Origin of the sequence: Pantoea sp. SJZ147 (genome assembly GCF_007828605.1) — a bacterium.
In the GTDB taxonomy this organism is placed as follows: domain Bacteria; phylum Pseudomonadota; class Gammaproteobacteria; order Enterobacterales; family Enterobacteriaceae; genus Pantoea; species Pantoea allii.
The window spans coordinates 11,974-28,095 of sequence record NZ_VIVB01000014.1 but is presented as its reverse complement, the minus strand read 5'-3'; the positions used below and the strand labels follow the sequence as shown (position 1 = coordinate 28,095).

Genomic DNA, 16,122 nt, shown 5'->3' with positions numbered 1-16,122 from the left:
TTCTGCTGCTTTATTGCGGTTGACAATGCCGGGCAATAGCCGCGATGTCTGCAGGCGAGGTACGGCAACAGCCGCCAATTAACCGGGCACCGGACTGCTGCCACTCGGTAAACTTGTCATGCAAGGTGCAGCCAGAGGGGGCTGAATGCCAGGTTTTACTGCTGGCATCGTACTGCTCACCTGAATTGGGATACACCACCAGCGGTTTGTCTGTCAGGCGCTGTAGCTGTTGCAAGGCCGGCGTAACGCTTTCCAGCGCGATACAGTTGATCCCCATCGCAACAACCTGCGGCTGCGCATTCAGATACGCGGCCACTTCATGCAGCGGCGTACCATCGCTGATGTGTTCGGCATCACGCAGCGTAAACGAGAACCAGGCGCTGCTGTCAGGGAATTCGCCTAACAGGGCAACCAATGCGCGCGCTTCAGCAAAGGAGGGCAGCGTTTCGCAGGCCAGCACATCCACGCCCGCCGCCAGTAAAGCGGTGATGCGTGGGCGATGAAACGCCATCATCTCGGCTTCGGGCAGCGCATAGTCACCCCGGTATTCCGAACCATCGGCCAGAAACGCGCCGTAGGGTCCGACAGAGCCGGCCACCAGCAGGATCGTTTCATCGGCCTGCGTCGCCAGATAATCACGACGGGCGCGGGCGGCCAGTTCAACACTTTGTCCGATCAGCGCCAAAGACTGTTGTTCGTCCAGGCCGCGCGCCGCAAACCCCTGCGGCGTCGCCTGATAGCTGGCGGTAATCGCGCAGCGCGCGCCCGCCGCAAAATAGTCGTAGTGCACCTGATAAATCAGCTCAGGGTTTTCCATCAATACTTTTGCAGACCACAAGGCATCCGCCAGATCACAGCCTCGGGCCTCAAGCTCGGTCGCCAGCGCCCCATCCAGAATCAACGGTGCAGATTGTTGTAGTGCGTGCGCAACAGGATTATGCGACATCCCTGGCCTCCTTAGCCTGTGTTTTTTTGTGCGTGACATGGTAAGCGGCATAGCAAAACAGCACAAACGGAATTCCGCACCACAGGGCGATGCGCTGCGAAGGATCGAATGCCAGCCCCACACAGGCCAGCAGGCAAAGCAGGAAGCCCAGGACTGGAGTGAGCGGATACAGCGGCGCGCGGTACACCAAATCCTGCAGCGATTTCCCCTGTTGCACATGACGCCTGCGGAAAACGTAGTGCGATGCGCAGATGCTTAGCCATACGGCGACCACCGCAAAGCCAGAGATAGCAGACAGCGCCACAAACACGGTATCCGGCGCGATAACACTGGAGAACAGCGCCAGCAGGCCGCCTATCATACTGACCGTGATTGCCAGCAGCGGTACGCCGCGTTTGTTGACCCGGGCGAAAGCGCGCGGCAGGGTCTTTTCATTGGCCAGCGACCACAGCATACGGCCCGACGCATACAAACCCGAGTTAGCGGCCGACAGGATGGCAGTCAGTATCACAAAGTTAATGATATCCGCCGCCCACGGAATGCCGATCTTCTCAAACACCAATACAAAGGGGCTTTTGACGATACCGGCCTGGTCCATTGGGATCAGCGCCGCCAGCACGAAGACCGTGCCGACAAAGAACAGGATCAGGCGCGCGACGGTGGTGCGAATCGCCAGCGGCACGACTTTCTGTGGATTTTCGGTTTCACCAGCGGCAATACCAATTAACTCGGTGCCGGAAAACGCAAAGTTCACCGCGACCATGGTCATGAGAATCGGCAACACGCCATTGGGCAGCCAGCCGTGAGCCGTGATATTACTTAATCCCGGCGCAGGCGTACCGTCCTTCATGGGGATAAAGCCAAACATCGCCGCACCACCCAGCACGATAAAGGCAACGATGGTGATGACTTTGATAATGGAAAACCAGAACTCCCCTTCGGCAAAGAAGCGGGTGGAAATCACGTTGAGCAGATAGATGGCAATACAGAACACCAGGCACCATATCCACACCGGCACGTGTGGAAACCAGTACTGCATACAGAACCCTGCCGCCGTGAGGCTGGAGCCCAACGCCACGGTCCAGGTCAGCCAGTACAGCCAGGCAACGGTATAACCTGTCGCCGGGCTCAGGTAGCGGGCAGCATACACGTGGAACGCCCCCGTTTCAGGCATGGCGACCGACAGCTCACCCAGACAGGCCATGACGAGCCAGACCACCAGCGCGCCAATCAGATAAGCCAGCAGCGTGCCTGCAGCTCCTGTCGTGGAAATAATGTAGCCGGTATTAAAAAACAGGCCGGTGCCAATAACGCCACCCAGCGATAACATCACCAGATGACGAACTTTCATGGTTCGCTTGAATTGATCCTGCGAAGAAGTCGTCTGCTCGCTCATATACTCCATCCGTATGGACGTCTAAACATCTATATGCAGCAGATTTATACGCGTCACCGCGTTGAAATGCAACGGGCGAAGCGGTAACGCGTCGTCGGGAAGGGGTCGTTGCCCCGCGTTAACGGGGCGGGATGCGCTAGTCGAACACGCTCTGTATGTAGCGTTCCAGCGCCATTCGGGAACTGAATCCGTGGGGAATACCGTAATGTTCCTGAGAATCACCCGCCAGGTAGAGAGGGAACTGCGTGTAGTGATCACAGGTTTTCATTTCGGAAGCCGGGTCGGCAAACGGCTGACTTTTTTCTTTCAACGTTGGGTGGATTATCAGCGCCGTGCGCCCCATGCGGGCTTCGCGGTTAACATAAACATAGTTGTCGCCACGACGGTAGCCATAGGCACGTGGGGTAATTTCATCGACTTCAAAGCCTACTTTTTCCAGGACGCGCGCTACCTCATCTGGTCGTAAATACATGCTTGATCCTCTCCTCTTCAAAAGCCACGCAACCTTACATCAGCATGGCTGCACGGGCATTCGGAATTTTCCCTAAAGGGCCATTCCGCGCCTCGTTACGCAAAACGTGGTCTACACTAAGTATTACGTGTTAATTACAAGGGAGCCAAAAATGTTTAATCGAACGCAAAAAAACGATGACATTGATATCAATCAGGATGTGAACGAGCTGGCTGATTCACTTGAAGCGCTGCTTAAATCTTACGGCAGTGAAGCGAAAGATGAGGTTAATTCTGCACGCAGTCAGGCGGAAGCCTTACTGAAGCAAACCCGCGCGAAACTCAATGGCGGCGGTAACCGTGTCTCACAGGTTGCCCGCGACGCAGGTTATCAGGTCGATGCCTATGTGCATGACAAACCCTGGTATGGCGTAGGTATCGGCGCTGCCGTGGGGATTGTTCTGGGCGCGCTGCTGGTTTCACGCCGCTAATCCCTGCCTTATCGTTATCATCGGCCTCGCTCACTGAGCGGGGCTTTTTTGTGCCTGTTTTTTACACAACCGGCTTTACAAATTTTTTTTTCGCGTTGCAGACCGCGCCGCGACTGACTTACCGCCCTCACCCCGATTAACCCTATATATAGTACGCTTGACCGCCAAAGACACTACATCTAGTATTCATTTCATTGTCATCCCACAAGATGTTTGCAAGGACGAAGCCTGATTCAGGGAAATACACTTCGTTATCCGCAGCGGCACCGCAATGAGAGAGGAATACGAATCATGCGCATTATTATTTACACTAAAAACAACTGTGTCCAGTGTAATGCCACGAAAAATGCAATGGATCGCCACGGCATTGACTACCACCTGATCAACCTTGATTCACAACCTGAGGCGGTTGATAACCTCAAAGCGCTGGGCTACCGCCAGGTGCCGGTCGTGATGACCAGTGACGATCACTGGAGCGGATTCCGACCGGACAAGATAGCCCGCCTGTCTCAGTCTGTTGCGATCGGCGGGTAGCCACATGTTTCCACTGGTCTATTTTTCCAGCCAGTCGGAAAACACCCATCGGTTTATTACCCGTCTGGGTCTGCCTGCGTACCGCATACCGATTGATGGTAAGCAACAGCTGCATCTCCACCAGCCCTATATCCTGGTGGTGCCGAGCTACGGTGGCGGCAGTCATCGCGGGGCCGTGCCCAGACAAGTGATTCAGTTTCTCAATGATGACGTTAACCGCAGCGGACTGCGCGGCGTTATCGCTGCCGGTAATCGTAATTTTGGTGAAGGTTACTGCCTGGCGGGCGACATCATTGCTAAGAAATGTCAGGTTCCCTACCTGTATCGGTTTGAACTGATGGGAACCCCCGACGATATCGCCAATGTGAAAGCGGGAGTAACCCAATTTTGGCAACGACAGATACCCTCAACAACGTAGCGCTGGACTACCATGCGCTGAACGCCATGCTGAACCTGTATGACGCCGATGGCCGCATCCAGTTTGAGAAAGATCAGCAGGCCGCGCGTCAGTTTCTTATTCAGCACGTGCAACCTAATACTCAGCACTTCGCCAGCGTTGCCGAGCGCCTGCGCTATCTGGTCGCCGAAGGCTACTACGAAGCCGCCGTGCTCAATCAGTATGATTTTAACTTCCTGTGCGCGCTGCACGATGAAGCCGAGGCATGGGGCTTTGAGTTCAAAACGTTTTTAGGTGCGTGGAAATACTACACCAGCTATACGCTAAAAACCTTTGATGGAAAGCGTTACCTGGAAACCTTTGAGCAACGCGCCTGTATGGTGGCGCTGACGCTGGCACAAGGGGATGAAGCGCTGGCACGATCGGTGCTGGAGGCCATCCTGAGCGGGCGTTTTCAGCCCGCGACGCCGACGTTCCTCAACAGCGGCAAGCAACAGCGCGGCGAGCTGGTCTCCTGCTTCCTGCTGCGTATTGAAGACAATATGGAGTCGATTGGCCGGGCGGTGAATTCTGCCCTGCAGCTGTCAAAACGCGGCGGCGGCGTGGCGTTTCTGCTGTCGAACCTGCGTGAGTCCGGCGCGCCGATTAAGCGCATTGAAAATCAGTCTTCCGGCGTCATTCCGGTGATGAAGATGCTGGAGGACGCGTTTTCCTATGCCAATCAGCTTGGCGCACGTCAGGGTGCCGGCGCGGTCTGGCTCAATGCACACCATCCAGACATTTTGCGCTTTCTTGATACTAAGCGTGAAAACGCGGACGAGAAAATCCGCATCAAAACGCTGTCGTTGGGCGTGGTGATCCCGGACATTACGTTCCAGCTCGCCAAAGAGAATCAGCCGATGGCGCTGTTCTCGCCCTACGATGTTGAGCGGATATACGGTCAGGCGTTTGGGGATATCAGCATCAGCGAAAAATACCAGGAGATGCTGGCGGACGACAGAATCCGTAAAACCTATATCCAGCCGCGCGATTTCTTTCAGACGCTGGCGGAAATCCAGTTTGAATCGGGCTATCCCTACATCATGTATGAGGACAGCGTCAACCGGGATAACCCGATTGCCGGTCGCATCAATATGAGCAACCTTTGCTCAGAGATTTTGCAGGTGAACAGCGCCAGTGAATTCAATGAGGATCTCAGCTATCGCCGGATGGGAAAAGACATTTCCTGTAACCTTGGTTCGCTGAATATTGCCCATGCGATGGACTCTGGCGATTTGGCGCACACGGTGGAGACGGCAATACGTGCGCTAACGGCGGTGTCAGATATGAGTGATATCGGTTCGGTTCCCTCCGTGGCAGAAGGCAATCGCCGCTCCCATGCTATTGGCCTGGGCCAGATGAATCTGCATGGCTATCTGGCCCGCGAAGGCATCGCCTATGGTTCACCGGAAGCGCTGGATTTCACCAACCTCTATTTTTACTGTGTGACCTATTATGCGCTGCGCGCCTCAAATCAGCTGGCAAAAGAGCGCCAACAGGCCTTTGATGGCTTTGCGGCGTCAACCTATGCTACCGGTGCCTATTTTGACAAATATCTGCAGTGTGACTGGCAACCGCGCACGCCCCGCATCGCTGCCCTGTTTGCCAGTGCGGGCATCACCTTACCCACGCAGGATGACTGGTTGGCACTGCGGGACTCGGTGATGGCGTCCGGTTTGTACAATCAGAATTTGCAGGCGATACCGCCCACCGGTTCGATCTCTTACATCAATCACGCCACGTCCAGTATTCATCCGATTGTGTCGCGAATAGAGATCCGCAAAGAGGGTAAAACCGGCCGTGTTTACTATCCGGCGCCCTTTATGACCAATGACAATCTGGAACTCTATCAGGATGCTTACCAGATTGGGCCGGAAGCCATTATTGATACCTACGCTGAGGCGACCCGGCATGTGGATCAGGGCCTGTCATTAACGCTTTTCTTCCGGGATGACGTGACCACGCGCGACATTAATAAAGCGCAGATTTACGCCTGGAAAAAAGGGATCAAAACGCTTTACTACATTCGACTGCGCCAGATGGCCCTGCAAGGCACTGAAGTTCAGGGCTGCGTCTCCTGCGCACTGTGAGAACACATTATGCAACTCAGACAAATTCAAGCCATTAACTGGAACCGTATTCAGGATGAGAAAGATCTTGAGGTATGGAACCGTCTGACCAGCAACTTCTGGTTACCGGAAAAAGTGCCGCTGTCCAACGATCTGCCTGCCTGGCAGACGCTGGATAAACAGCAGCAGCAGCTGACTATTCGCGTGTTTACCGGCCTGACGCTGCTGGATACCATTCAGAACGTGCTGGGTGCACCGGGATTGATGCCCGATGCGCTGACGCCGCATGAAGAGGCGGTGCTGTCGAATATCAGCTTTATGGAGGCGGTACATGCCCGCTCATACAGCTCGATTTTTTCGACATTGTGTAACACCAGCGATGTGGACGCCGCTTATCAGTGGAGCGAAGAGAATCAGGCGCTGCAAAACAAAGCCGAGATCATCCTCACCCATTACCGTGCTGACGATCCGTTGAAGAAAAAAATTGCCAGCGTTTTTCTGGAGTCATTCCTGTTCTATTCGGGATTCTGGCTGCCGATGTACTGGTCCAGTCGTGGCAAACTGACGAATACCGCCGACCTGATTCGGCTCATCATCCGTGATGAAGCGGTACACGGCTATTATATCGGCTACAAGTACCAGAAAGCCCTTGAGCAGGTTGATGAAGGTCGCCGCGAAGCCTTGCAGCAGTTCGCCATTGATTTGCTGCTGGCGCTGTATGAAAACGAGGTGGTTTATACCGAAGCGCTTTATGGCGATGTCGGCTGGGCGGAAGAGGTCAAAACCTTCCTGCACTACAACGCCAACAAAGCCTTGATGAACCTGGGCTACGAAGCGCTGTTCCCGGCAGAAATGACCAACGTCAACCCGGCGATTTTGTCTGCCCTGTCCCCTAACGCCGATGAAAACCATGATTTCTTTTCGGGCTCGGGTTCTTCCTATGTGATGGGAAAAGCGGTAGAAACCGAAGACGAAGACTGGAGTTTTTAGTGAACCCTGTGCCGTGATTCTGCGGCACAGTCATTAATCATTAATGACACTGATTTATAATCCGTTATTTCAGCCTTATCGCTATCATTATTTCTTATCCCTTTCCTCTGATCCTCACGCCATTGTGGCAATTCCCTTCGTCTGAGCAGGCTAATTATCTGCTATTTCTCAAATAAATCACAAAAAATTCACCTTCCCTCATCCCTTGTGAGCGCTGGAAATTATCGCCATGACGGGTAATTTTTAGCCATGGATATTTCACGTCAGGGTTGACAGATAATCTGAGTATGTCAGGTTATAGCCTGCTTAAATTCGACCAGGACACGTCATTTCACATTAAAATAATTTAATCAGGGCTTCACTATCGCATGACAATTAAATTAGAAGTAAAAAATCTTTATAAGGTATTTGGCGATAATCCACAGAGGGCATTTAAATATATTGATAAGGGCTGTGGCAAAGAGGAGATACTCGCAAAGACAGGCTTGTCGTTGGGTGTCAAAAATGCCAGTCTGGCCATTGAAGAAGGCGAGATATTCGTCATCATGGGGTTATCCGGTTCAGGAAAATCCACCATGGTTCGCCTTCTCAATCGTCTGATAGAGCCGACGCGCGGCCAGGTGATTATTGACGGTGTCGATATTGCGAAAATATCGGACAGCGAACTGCGGGAGGTTCGCCGAAATAAGATCAGCATGGTGTTTCAGTCATTCGCATTAATGCCGCATCTTAACGTGTTAAATAATGCCGCGTTTGGTATGGAATTAGCCGGAACGCCCCTGGTGGAACGGCAGGAAAAAGCCCTTGAGGCGTTGCGTCAGGTTGGGCTGGAAAATTATGCTCATGCCTATCCTGATGAGCTGTCAGGCGGAATGCGTCAACGTGTAGGTCTGGCTCGTGCTTTAGCCATTAATCCCGATATTTTATTAATGGATGAAGCCTTCTCTGCGCTCGATCCCTTAATTCGTACCGAAATGCAGGATGAGCTGGTGAAATTACAGGCCAGACATCAGCGCACCATCGTGTTTATTTCACACGATCTGGATGAAGCCATGCGCATTGGCGACCGCATTGCCATTATGCAAAATGGCGAAGTCGTCCAGGTGGGTTCACCTGACGAAATCCTGAATAATCCAGCCAATGATTACGTCCGTACGTTCTTCCGCGGTGTCGATATAAGCCATGTTTTCAGCGCTAACGATATTGCACGCCGTAATGCTGGTGCGCTGATCCGTAAAGCGGCTGGTTTAGGCCCGCGCTCGGCCATAAAACTGCTGCAGGATGAAGATCGTGAGTTCGGCTACGTGCTGGAAAAACAGAAATTCATCGGTGTAGTGTCAACCGACTCTCTTAAAGCGGCGCTGGCGGCAGGACAAGGGCTGGAAAGCGCCCTGCTCGACGCGCCCACGGCGGTTCCTGCCACGACCTCGTTAAATGAACTGCTCTCACACGTGGCGCAGGCACCCTGTGCCGTTCCGGTGGTGGGAGAAGAAAATCAATACGTCGGCGTGATCTCCAAAAGCACGCTCTTACGTGCTTTAGATCGTGAAGGAGCCAGCAATGAGTAAAGAGACATCAACCCCATGGGATAACGCGGCGGCAACGGATACACAGCGCAGCCAGAGTAGCGATCCCTGGTCTGGTGCCGCAGACCAGAGCAGTGCCGCCGACAGCAGCCATCATGCAGCCACTGGCGGTGCAGATGCATGGGGCACCCCGGATGGCAGTGCCGCGACAGGCTCCACCAGCAGCACCGACTGGTTGAACAACGCGCCCGCGCCCCATGCGGACCATTTCTCGCTCATGGACCCCTTCCATAAAACCTGGATTCCGCTGGACCACTGGGTAACCGAAGGGATCGACTGGGTGGTGAATCATTTCCGCCCGGTCTTTCAAAGTATCCGCGTGCCGGTGGATTATATCCTCAGCGCGTTTCAACAGCTGTTGCTGGGTATGCCCGCGCCCGTTGCTATCACGCTGTTTGCGTTAATCGCCTGGCAAATCGCCAGTCCGGCAATGGGCATTGCCACGCTGATTTCGCTGATCGCCATTGGCGCTATTGGTGCCTGGTCGCAGGCCATGATTACCCTGGCGCTGGTGCTCACGGCCCTGCTGTTTTGTATCATCATTGGCTTGCCGATGGGGATCTGGCTGGCGCGCAGTGAACGCGCGGCAAGAATTGTGCGCCCGCTGCTGGACGCGATGCAGACCACACCGGCCTTCGTTTATCTGGTTCCGATTGTCATGCTGTTTGGTATTGGTAATGTGCCGGGCGTTGTCGTCACCATTATCTTTGCCCTGCCGCCGATTGTCAGGCTGACCATTCTGGGGATTAAGCAGGTTCCTGCCGACCTGATCGAAGCCAGTGAGTCCTTTGGTGCCAGCCCGCATCAGCTGCTGTTCAAAGTCCAGTTGCCGTTGGCGATGCCAACCATTATGGCCGGCGTGAATCAGACGCTGATGCTGGCGCTGTCGATGGTGGTGATTGCCTCCATGATTGCCGTCGGTGGACTGGGCCAGATGGTGCTACGCGGCATTGGTCGTCTGGACATGGGCCTGGCCTCCGTGGGCGGTGTCGGCATCGTGATTCTGGCCATCATCCTTGACCGCCTGACCCAATCGGTGGCGCGTGACAAACGCAGCCGTGGCAGCCGCCACTGGTATCACACCGGGCCAATTGGCCTTCTGACACGTCCCTTCCGTAAATCCTGAACAGTAAAGGCGGCCGTTATCTGCCGCCTTTAACGCGACAACAAAAACGAGGAATAACCATGCGCAAGACGATCCCTGCCGTAGTTGCCATTCTGGCGGCCTTATCCGCTTCTCAGACGTTCGCCGCCGATCAGCCCGGTAAAGGCATTACGGTTAAACCGGTACAGAGTACGATTGCTGAAGAAACGTTTCAGACGCTGCTGGTGAGCCGTGGCCTGGAGAAACTGGGTTATACCGTCGAGAAACCCAGTGAAGTGGATTACAACGTTGCCTATACCACCATTGCGTCTGGCGATGCGACCTTCCTGGCGACCAACTGGCAGCCTCTGCATGACGATATGTATAAAGCCGCAGGCGGTAGCAATAAGTTTTATCGCCAGGGAACCTACGTCTCCGGTGCGGCTCAAGGCTATCTCATCGACAAGAAAACCGCTGAGAAGTATCACATCACCAATATCGCCCAGCTAAAAGATCCGAAAATTGCCCAGCTGTTTGATAGTAATGGGGATGGTAAAGCGGATATGACCGGCTGTACGCCAGGCTGGGGCTGTGAGGCGGTGATTAATCACCAGAATGAAGCTTATGGTCTGAGCAAAACCGTTACCGCTAACATGGGCAACTACTCGGCAATGGTGGCGGACACCCTGGCGCGCTTTAAACAGGGAAAACCTATTCTGTACTACACCTGGACGCCTTACTGGCTGAGTGATGTGCTTAAACCGGGCCGCGACGTCGTTTGGCTCCAGGTGCCGTTCTCCTCATTACCGGGCGAACAAAAAGGCGTGGATACCAAACTGGCTAACGGCGCGAACTATGGCTTCCCGGTCAACACCATGCACATCGTTGCCAACAAAGCCTGGGCGGAAAAAAATCCGGCCGCGGCCAAACTGTTTGCCGACATGAAACTGCCGATTAATGATATCAATGCGGAAAATGCAGCCATGCATGCCGGGCAAAACTCGGAAGAGGATATCAATCGTCACGTAGACGGTTGGATCACAGGCCATCAGGCCCAGTTTGATCAGTGGATTAGCGACGCCCGCGCTGCCGCTAAATAAGGCACAACTGACTGACGAAGGGCGGACGGTGGTTCGCCCTTTTTTTTCGCCATCACACATCCATCCACGCGCCACATAAACATAGCCCTCAAATAATTTTTTAGGTTATTATTAACGTCACATTATTAATTTTTACCTCTGCCTCTCTATGACAACCTCTCGTCCTGGTTTAACGCCCGCCCTGGTGGGACTGATGTCCGTTGCCACCGGCCTGTGTGTCGCCAGCAATTATTATATTCAGCCACTGCTCCACACCATTGCGCAGCACTTCGACTTATCTGTCGCGCTCGCCGGGTTCATTGTGACCACCGCACAGCTTGGCTATGCTTGTGGGCTGCTGTTACTGGTCCCGCTCGGCGACATGCTGGAACGGCGCGGCCTGATTGTTGGCATGATCGTGATGGCTGCGGTTGGCATGGTGATCATTGCCCTCTCTTCATCATTCCTCTTTCTGCTGCTGGGAACGGTGATCACCGGGCTCTTTTCCGTCGCGGCACAGATTCTGGTGCCGTTGGCCGCAACGCTGGCCGCGCCGGAAAAACGGGGAAAAGTCACTGGCACGGTGATGAGCGTACTGCTGCTAGGCATCCTGTTGGCACGAACCGTTTCGGGCGGTCTGGCACAGTTGGGTGGCTGGCAAACCGTCTACTGGGTCGCCAGCGTCTTGATGCTGCTGATGGCTCTGGCCCTGTGGCGCACTCTGCCGCGCATTACGCCGTCTGTCTCGCTAAATTACCGCCAGCTTCTGGTTTCCATCTTTCAGTTGTATGCGGTCGATCCGGTGCTGCGTACCCGGGCTTATAGCGGCTGCCTGACCTTCGCGAATTTCAGCATCCTGTGGACATCCATGGCGTTCCTGCTCTCCTCCGCACCCTATGGGTTCACGGAAGGGGAAATCGGACTGCTGGGGCTGGTCGGTGCAGCCGGTGCCCTGGCCGCCAGGAAGGCAGGCTCGCTGGCGGATAAAGGTAAGGCCGGACTCACCACCAGCGCAGGCTTGCTGATTATGCTGTTGTCATGGGCAGCTATCGCCTGGGGCGCGCAGAATCTTGTGGCGCTGATTATCGGCATTTTGTTGCTGGATCTTGCCGTTCAGGCCGTGCACATCACCAACCAGAGCGTCATTTATGCGCGTCTGCCTGAAGCACGCAATCGCCTGAATGCCGGTTATATGACCAGCTACTTTATTGGCGGTGCGCTAGGCTCATTGTTGTCGGCAAATGCCTACCATCTGGCAGGCTGGTATGGCGTCTGTGTGGCCGGGGCGATATTGACTTTACTGAATTTGATCATCTGGTGGCGGAATCGTGGTCTGGAACAGGCGAATAGCCCGAATAGTGTGATTTAGCCTGTTCAGCAGAGTGTGAGTTTGCTATCGTTGGCCCAAAGTTATTCACGTAAGTTATTTTTTCTTTCGTAATCATTTGATGTCGTACCGTTTCACTGTACGACCAACGCGTATGGAATCGATGCGCAAAACCTTTACCCTGGGGTCAAGGACAGATCGTGAATCACCACAGTGCGACAGCCTGAGGATGGGGTTTCAGAACCCGGTCACTCACCCATAATGCTGCCACCGTGGTTACTATAAAAGTTGAAATTAGTGAGGTTTTTTCTAATGGAAAGTTCGTTTACGCCCATTGAGCAGATGTTAAATATCCGTGCAAATCGTCATGCAGATTTTCCCTTCCAGGAGATTCTCCTGACGCGTCTTTGCATGCACATGCAGGGTAAGTTGCTGGACAATCGCAACAAAATGCTTAAAGAACAGGGGATTAATGAAACCCTGTTTATGGCGTTACTGACGCTTGATGCGCAGGAAGATCAGAGCATCCAGCCCTCTGAACTGAGCACCGCGCTGGGTTCATCACGGACGAATGCAACACGTATCGCTGATGAGCTGGAAAAGCGCGGCTGGATTGAACGTCGTGAGAGCGCTCAGGATCGTCGTTGCCTGCATCTTCATCTGACCGAAAAAGGCAATGCGTTTCTGCAACAGGTGCTGCCACCTCAGCATCAGAGCCTGCAATACCTGTGGTCTTCTCTGACCGGCGATGAGAAATCGCAGTTGGAAAACATCACCCGCAAGCTGCTTACCCGTCTGGATAAAATGGAAGAAGATAAACTAACGGCTTCCCTTTCACGGTAATAGCAAGATCTGCGACACAATCACCTGACGAAATCGTTATTTTAACCCTCTTTTATCCGGCCAGCGCTTAGTCGCTGGCTTTTTTGGCTCGGGCGAAGGTGAAAACGGAGTTTAACCCGCCGACATAGTGGAAAACGTGGAGAAATAAATGAGTGCAACAGAGGCGCAAAGCCCGCATCAACCAGTCAATAACAAGAAGAAAAAGCGCAAAGGTGCGCTGATATTACTGGCGCTGGTGGTCATACTGCTTGGCATTGCGTGGGGCGTTTACTGGTATTTAGTGTTGCGCCACTATCAGGAAACGGATGATGCTTATGTCGCCGGTAACCAGGTGCAGGTCATGGCCCAGGTGTCAGGCAGCGTGAATAAAGTCTGGTTTGATGATACCGATTACGTCAAAAAAGGTGATGTGCTGGTGTCGCTGGATAAAACCGACGCACAGCAGGCGTTTGAAAAAGCGCAGACCGGGCTGGCAACCAGCGTGCGTCAGGTGCACCAACAGATGATCAATGCAAAGCAATATCAGGCGACGATTAATCTCCGTCAGACCGCGTTAGATCAGGCACAGGCCGATCTGAAACGTCGCGAGCCGTTGGGTGCCTCTAACCTGATTGGGCGTGAAGAACTGCAACACGCGCGCGATGCAGTGGCTTCAGCGAAAGCGGAGCTGGATGTGGCGGTTCAGCAGTACAACGCCAATCAGGCGGTGATCCTGAATACGTCTCTGGAAAACCAACCCGCAGTGAAGCAAAGTGCGGCAGAACTGCGTGACGCCTGGCTGGCGCTGCAACGTACTGAGATTCGCAGTCCGATGGATGGCTATGTGTCTCGCCGCAGCGTGCAGGTCGGTTCACAGATCAGCACCAGCACCCCATTGATGGCGATCGTACCCGCAACCAACCTGTGGGTGGACGCTAACTTCAAAGAGACACAGCTGGCTGGCGTGCGTATCGGACAATCGGCCACCGTGGTGGCGGACATTTACGGTGACGATGTGGTGTACCACGGTAAAGTCGTGGGTCTGGATATGGGCACCGGGAGCGCGTTCTCGCTGTTACCGGCGCAGAACGCCACTGGTAACTGGATCAAAGTGGTTCAGCGACTGCCGGTCCGTATTGAGTTGAACCAGGACGAAGTGGCTAAACATCCTCTGCGTATCGGGCTGTCAACATTGGTAGAAATTGATACCGATAATAAAGACGGCAGCGCACTGGCTACCAGCGTTCGTCAGCAGGCTGCCTACAGCAGCAACGCCCTGGCCATTGACCTTGCACCGGTCAATAAGCTGATTACCGATATCGTCCACGCGAACGCCGGATGATGACCCGGAGGCTGTAATGGCACAAGCACCGCTCAAAGGGATGCCGCTGGTCTTAATGACCATTGCGCTATCCCTGGCGACGTTCATGCAGGTTCTGGATTCCACCATTGCTAACGTTGCTATACCGACCATTGCGGGTAATCTGGGGGCCTCAAACTCCCAGGGCACCTGGGTCATCACGTCTTTCGGGGTGGCAAACGCCATCTCGATTCCGATAACGGGTTGGCTGGCCAAACGCATCGGTGAAGTCAAACTTTTTACCTGGTCGACCATCCTGTTTGCGCTGGCTTCCTGGGCCTGCGGCATGTCGAAAAGCCTGGAAATGCTGATTTTCTTCAGGGTGATTCAGGGGATCGTTGCAGGTCCGTTGATCCCGCTGTCGCAAAGCCTGTTGCTGAATAACTATCCGCCCGCAAAACGCAGTATCGCCCTGTCACTCTGGGCGATGACGGTGATTGTGGCCCCCATATGCGGCCCCATTCTCGGCGGCTGGATCAGTGATAACTATCACTGGGGCTGGATCTTCTTTATCAACGTGCCGATTGGTGTTGTGGTCATTATGCTCACGCTGCAAACCCTGCGTGGTCGTGAAACCGCTACCCAGATTCGCCCCATTGATACCGTTGGCCTGGTGCTGCTGGTTGTCGGGGTTGGCTCGTTGCAGGTGATGCTGGATCGCGGTAAAGAGCTGGACTGGTTTAACTCCACAGAAATTATCGTCCTGACGATTGCGGCGGTGTTGGCGCTGGTGATGTTACTGATTTGGGAGCTGACAGACGATCACCCTATCGTCGATCTGGCCCTGTTTAAATCGCGCAACTTCACCATAGGCTGTTTGTCCCTTAGCCTGGCCTACATGCTCTATTTTGGATCGATCGTTCTCTTGCCGCAGCTGCTACAGGAGGTCTACGGTTACACCGCCACCTGGGCAGGGCTGGCCTCGGCTCCGGTTGGGATTATCCCTGTCATCCTGTCGCCCATTATTGGTCGGTTCTCCCATAAGCTTGATATGCGGAAACTGGTCACCTTCAGTTTCATCATGTATGCCGTTTGTTTCTACTGGCGCGCTTACACGTTTGAACCGGGCATGGATTTTGGTGCATCAGCCTGGCCGCAATTTATTCAGGGCTTCGCGGTCGCCTGCTTCTTTATGCCACTTACCACGATTACGCTGTCGGGTTTGACACCCGACCGGATGGCGGCGGCATCCAGTTTGTCAAACTTTGTGCGTACGCTGGCGGGTTCAATCGGGACCTCGATCACCACCACGATGTGGACGGATCGTGAGGCAATGCACCACAGTACTCTCAGCGAATCGGTGACGCCTTATAACGTCAATGCGCAGCAGACGTACAGTCAGTTGGAGGGGATGGGCATGACGCATCAGCAAGCCTCGGCGTACATTGCGCAGCAGATCACCAATCAGGGATTGATCATCTCTGCCAACGAGATTTTTTGGGCCTCGGCAGGCGTGTTTCTGATACTGCTGGTGCTGATCTGGTTTGCCCGTCCACCCTTTACCGCCGGTGGCGGTGCGGGTGGCGCGCACTAGTCGCAACAGCGCGTAGCC

General features: G+C 54.1%; 15 protein-coding genes. 12 read left to right on the top strand and 3 right to left on the bottom strand.

Annotation, left to right across the window (positions count from 1 at the left end; genetic code table 11):
- Nucleotides 1–10: 10 nt before the first annotated feature.
- From mmuM to FBY13_RS18990, 3 genes are all read right to left on the bottom strand, one after another.
- Nucleotides 11–946, bottom strand: a complete 936-nt coding sequence (gene mmuM, locus FBY13_RS19000) for a homocysteine S-methyltransferase (RefSeq protein ID WP_096012746.1) — start codon at nucleotides 944–946, stop codon at nucleotides 11–13.
- Entirely contained in the window at nucleotides 936–2,342 is a 1,407-nt protein-coding gene (gene mmuP, locus FBY13_RS18995; RefSeq protein WP_063880677.1) for an S-methylmethionine permease, read from the bottom strand. Before mmuP ends, mmuM begins: the two co-directional genes overlap by 11 nt.
- A gap of 136 nt (nucleotides 2,343–2,478) precedes the next feature.
- The gene (locus FBY13_RS18990; RefSeq protein WP_063880678.1) at nucleotides 2,479–2,814 is read right to left on the bottom strand and encodes a DUF2002 family protein; all 336 of its coding nucleotides are present in this window, start codon (nucleotides 2,812–2,814) and stop codon (nucleotides 2,479–2,481) included.
- A gap of 151 nt (nucleotides 2,815–2,965) precedes the next feature.
- On the opposite strand from FBY13_RS18990, the gene FBY13_RS18985 reads away from it, so the two are divergent.
- The 12 genes from FBY13_RS18985 to emrB all read left to right on the top strand — a co-directional run bounded on the left by FBY13_RS18985 (nucleotide 2,966) and on the right by emrB (nucleotide 16,104).
- Nucleotides 2,966–3,283 carry a DUF883 family protein gene (locus tag FBY13_RS18985; RefSeq protein ID WP_063880679.1) on the top strand — a complete coding sequence of 106 codons (318 nt, stop codon included), beginning with the start codon at nucleotides 2,966–2,968 and terminating at the stop codon, nucleotides 3,281–3,283.
- 291 nt (nucleotides 3,284–3,574) lie between these two features.
- Nucleotides 3,575–3,817, top strand: a complete 243-nt coding sequence (locus FBY13_RS18980; RefSeq protein WP_063880680.1) for a redoxin NrdH — start codon at nucleotides 3,575–3,577, stop codon at nucleotides 3,815–3,817.
- 4 nt (nucleotides 3,818–3,821) lie between these two features.
- A complete protein-coding gene (gene nrdI / locus FBY13_RS18975; protein WP_063880681.1) occupies nucleotides 3,822–4,235 on the top strand; it encodes a class Ib ribonucleoside-diphosphate reductase assembly flavoprotein NrdI in 414 nt (137 codons plus the stop codon).
- Nucleotides 4,205–6,343 carry a class 1b ribonucleoside-diphosphate reductase subunit alpha gene (gene nrdE, locus FBY13_RS18970; RefSeq protein WP_109717457.1) on the top strand — a complete coding sequence of 713 codons (2,139 nt, stop codon included), beginning with the start codon at nucleotides 4,205–4,207 and terminating at the stop codon, nucleotides 6,341–6,343. The genes nrdI and nrdE overlap by 31 nt, the downstream gene beginning before the upstream one ends.
- 9 nt (nucleotides 6,344–6,352) lie before the next feature.
- A complete protein-coding gene (gene nrdF / locus FBY13_RS18965) occupies nucleotides 6,353–7,312 on the top strand; it encodes a class 1b ribonucleoside-diphosphate reductase subunit beta (protein ID WP_063880683.1) in 960 nt (319 codons plus the stop codon).
- A 368-nt stretch (nucleotides 7,313–7,680) separates the two neighbouring features.
- Nucleotides 7,681–8,880, top strand: coding sequence for a glycine betaine/L-proline ABC transporter ATP-binding protein ProV (gene proV / locus FBY13_RS18960; RefSeq protein WP_096012745.1), 1,200 nt, complete (start codon nucleotides 7,681–7,683; stop codon nucleotides 8,878–8,880).
- On the top strand, nucleotides 8,873–10,024 hold the full coding sequence (proW, locus tag FBY13_RS18955; RefSeq protein ID WP_145394887.1) for a glycine betaine/L-proline ABC transporter permease ProW: 1,152 nt from the start codon (nucleotides 8,873–8,875) through the stop codon (nucleotides 10,022–10,024). Before proV ends, proW begins: the two co-directional genes overlap by 8 nt.
- A gap of 59 nt (nucleotides 10,025–10,083) precedes the next feature.
- Nucleotides 10,084–11,082 (top strand): glycine betaine/L-proline ABC transporter substrate-binding protein ProX, encoded by a 999-nt coding sequence (gene proX, locus FBY13_RS18950; RefSeq protein ID WP_145394886.1) that lies wholly within the window; start codon nucleotides 10,084–10,086, stop codon nucleotides 11,080–11,082.
- A gap of 148 nt (nucleotides 11,083–11,230) precedes the next feature.
- Nucleotides 11,231–12,430, top strand: coding sequence for an MFS transporter (locus FBY13_RS18945; RefSeq protein WP_145394885.1), 1,200 nt, complete (start codon nucleotides 11,231–11,233; stop codon nucleotides 12,428–12,430).
- A gap of 270 nt (nucleotides 12,431–12,700) precedes the next feature.
- A complete protein-coding gene (mprA, locus tag FBY13_RS18940; RefSeq protein WP_145394884.1) occupies nucleotides 12,701–13,231 on the top strand; it encodes a transcriptional repressor MprA in 531 nt (176 codons plus the stop codon).
- Between the two features lie 148 nt (nucleotides 13,232–13,379).
- Nucleotides 13,380–14,552, top strand: a complete 1,173-nt coding sequence (emrA, locus tag FBY13_RS18935) for a multidrug efflux MFS transporter periplasmic adaptor subunit EmrA (protein ID WP_145394883.1) — start codon at nucleotides 13,380–13,382, stop codon at nucleotides 14,550–14,552.
- 16 nt (nucleotides 14,553–14,568) lie between these two features.
- Entirely contained in the window at nucleotides 14,569–16,104 is a 1,536-nt protein-coding gene (gene emrB, locus FBY13_RS18930; RefSeq protein WP_145394882.1) for a multidrug efflux MFS transporter permease subunit EmrB, read from the top strand.
- The last annotated feature ends 18 nt before the right edge of the window (nucleotides 16,105–16,122 follow it).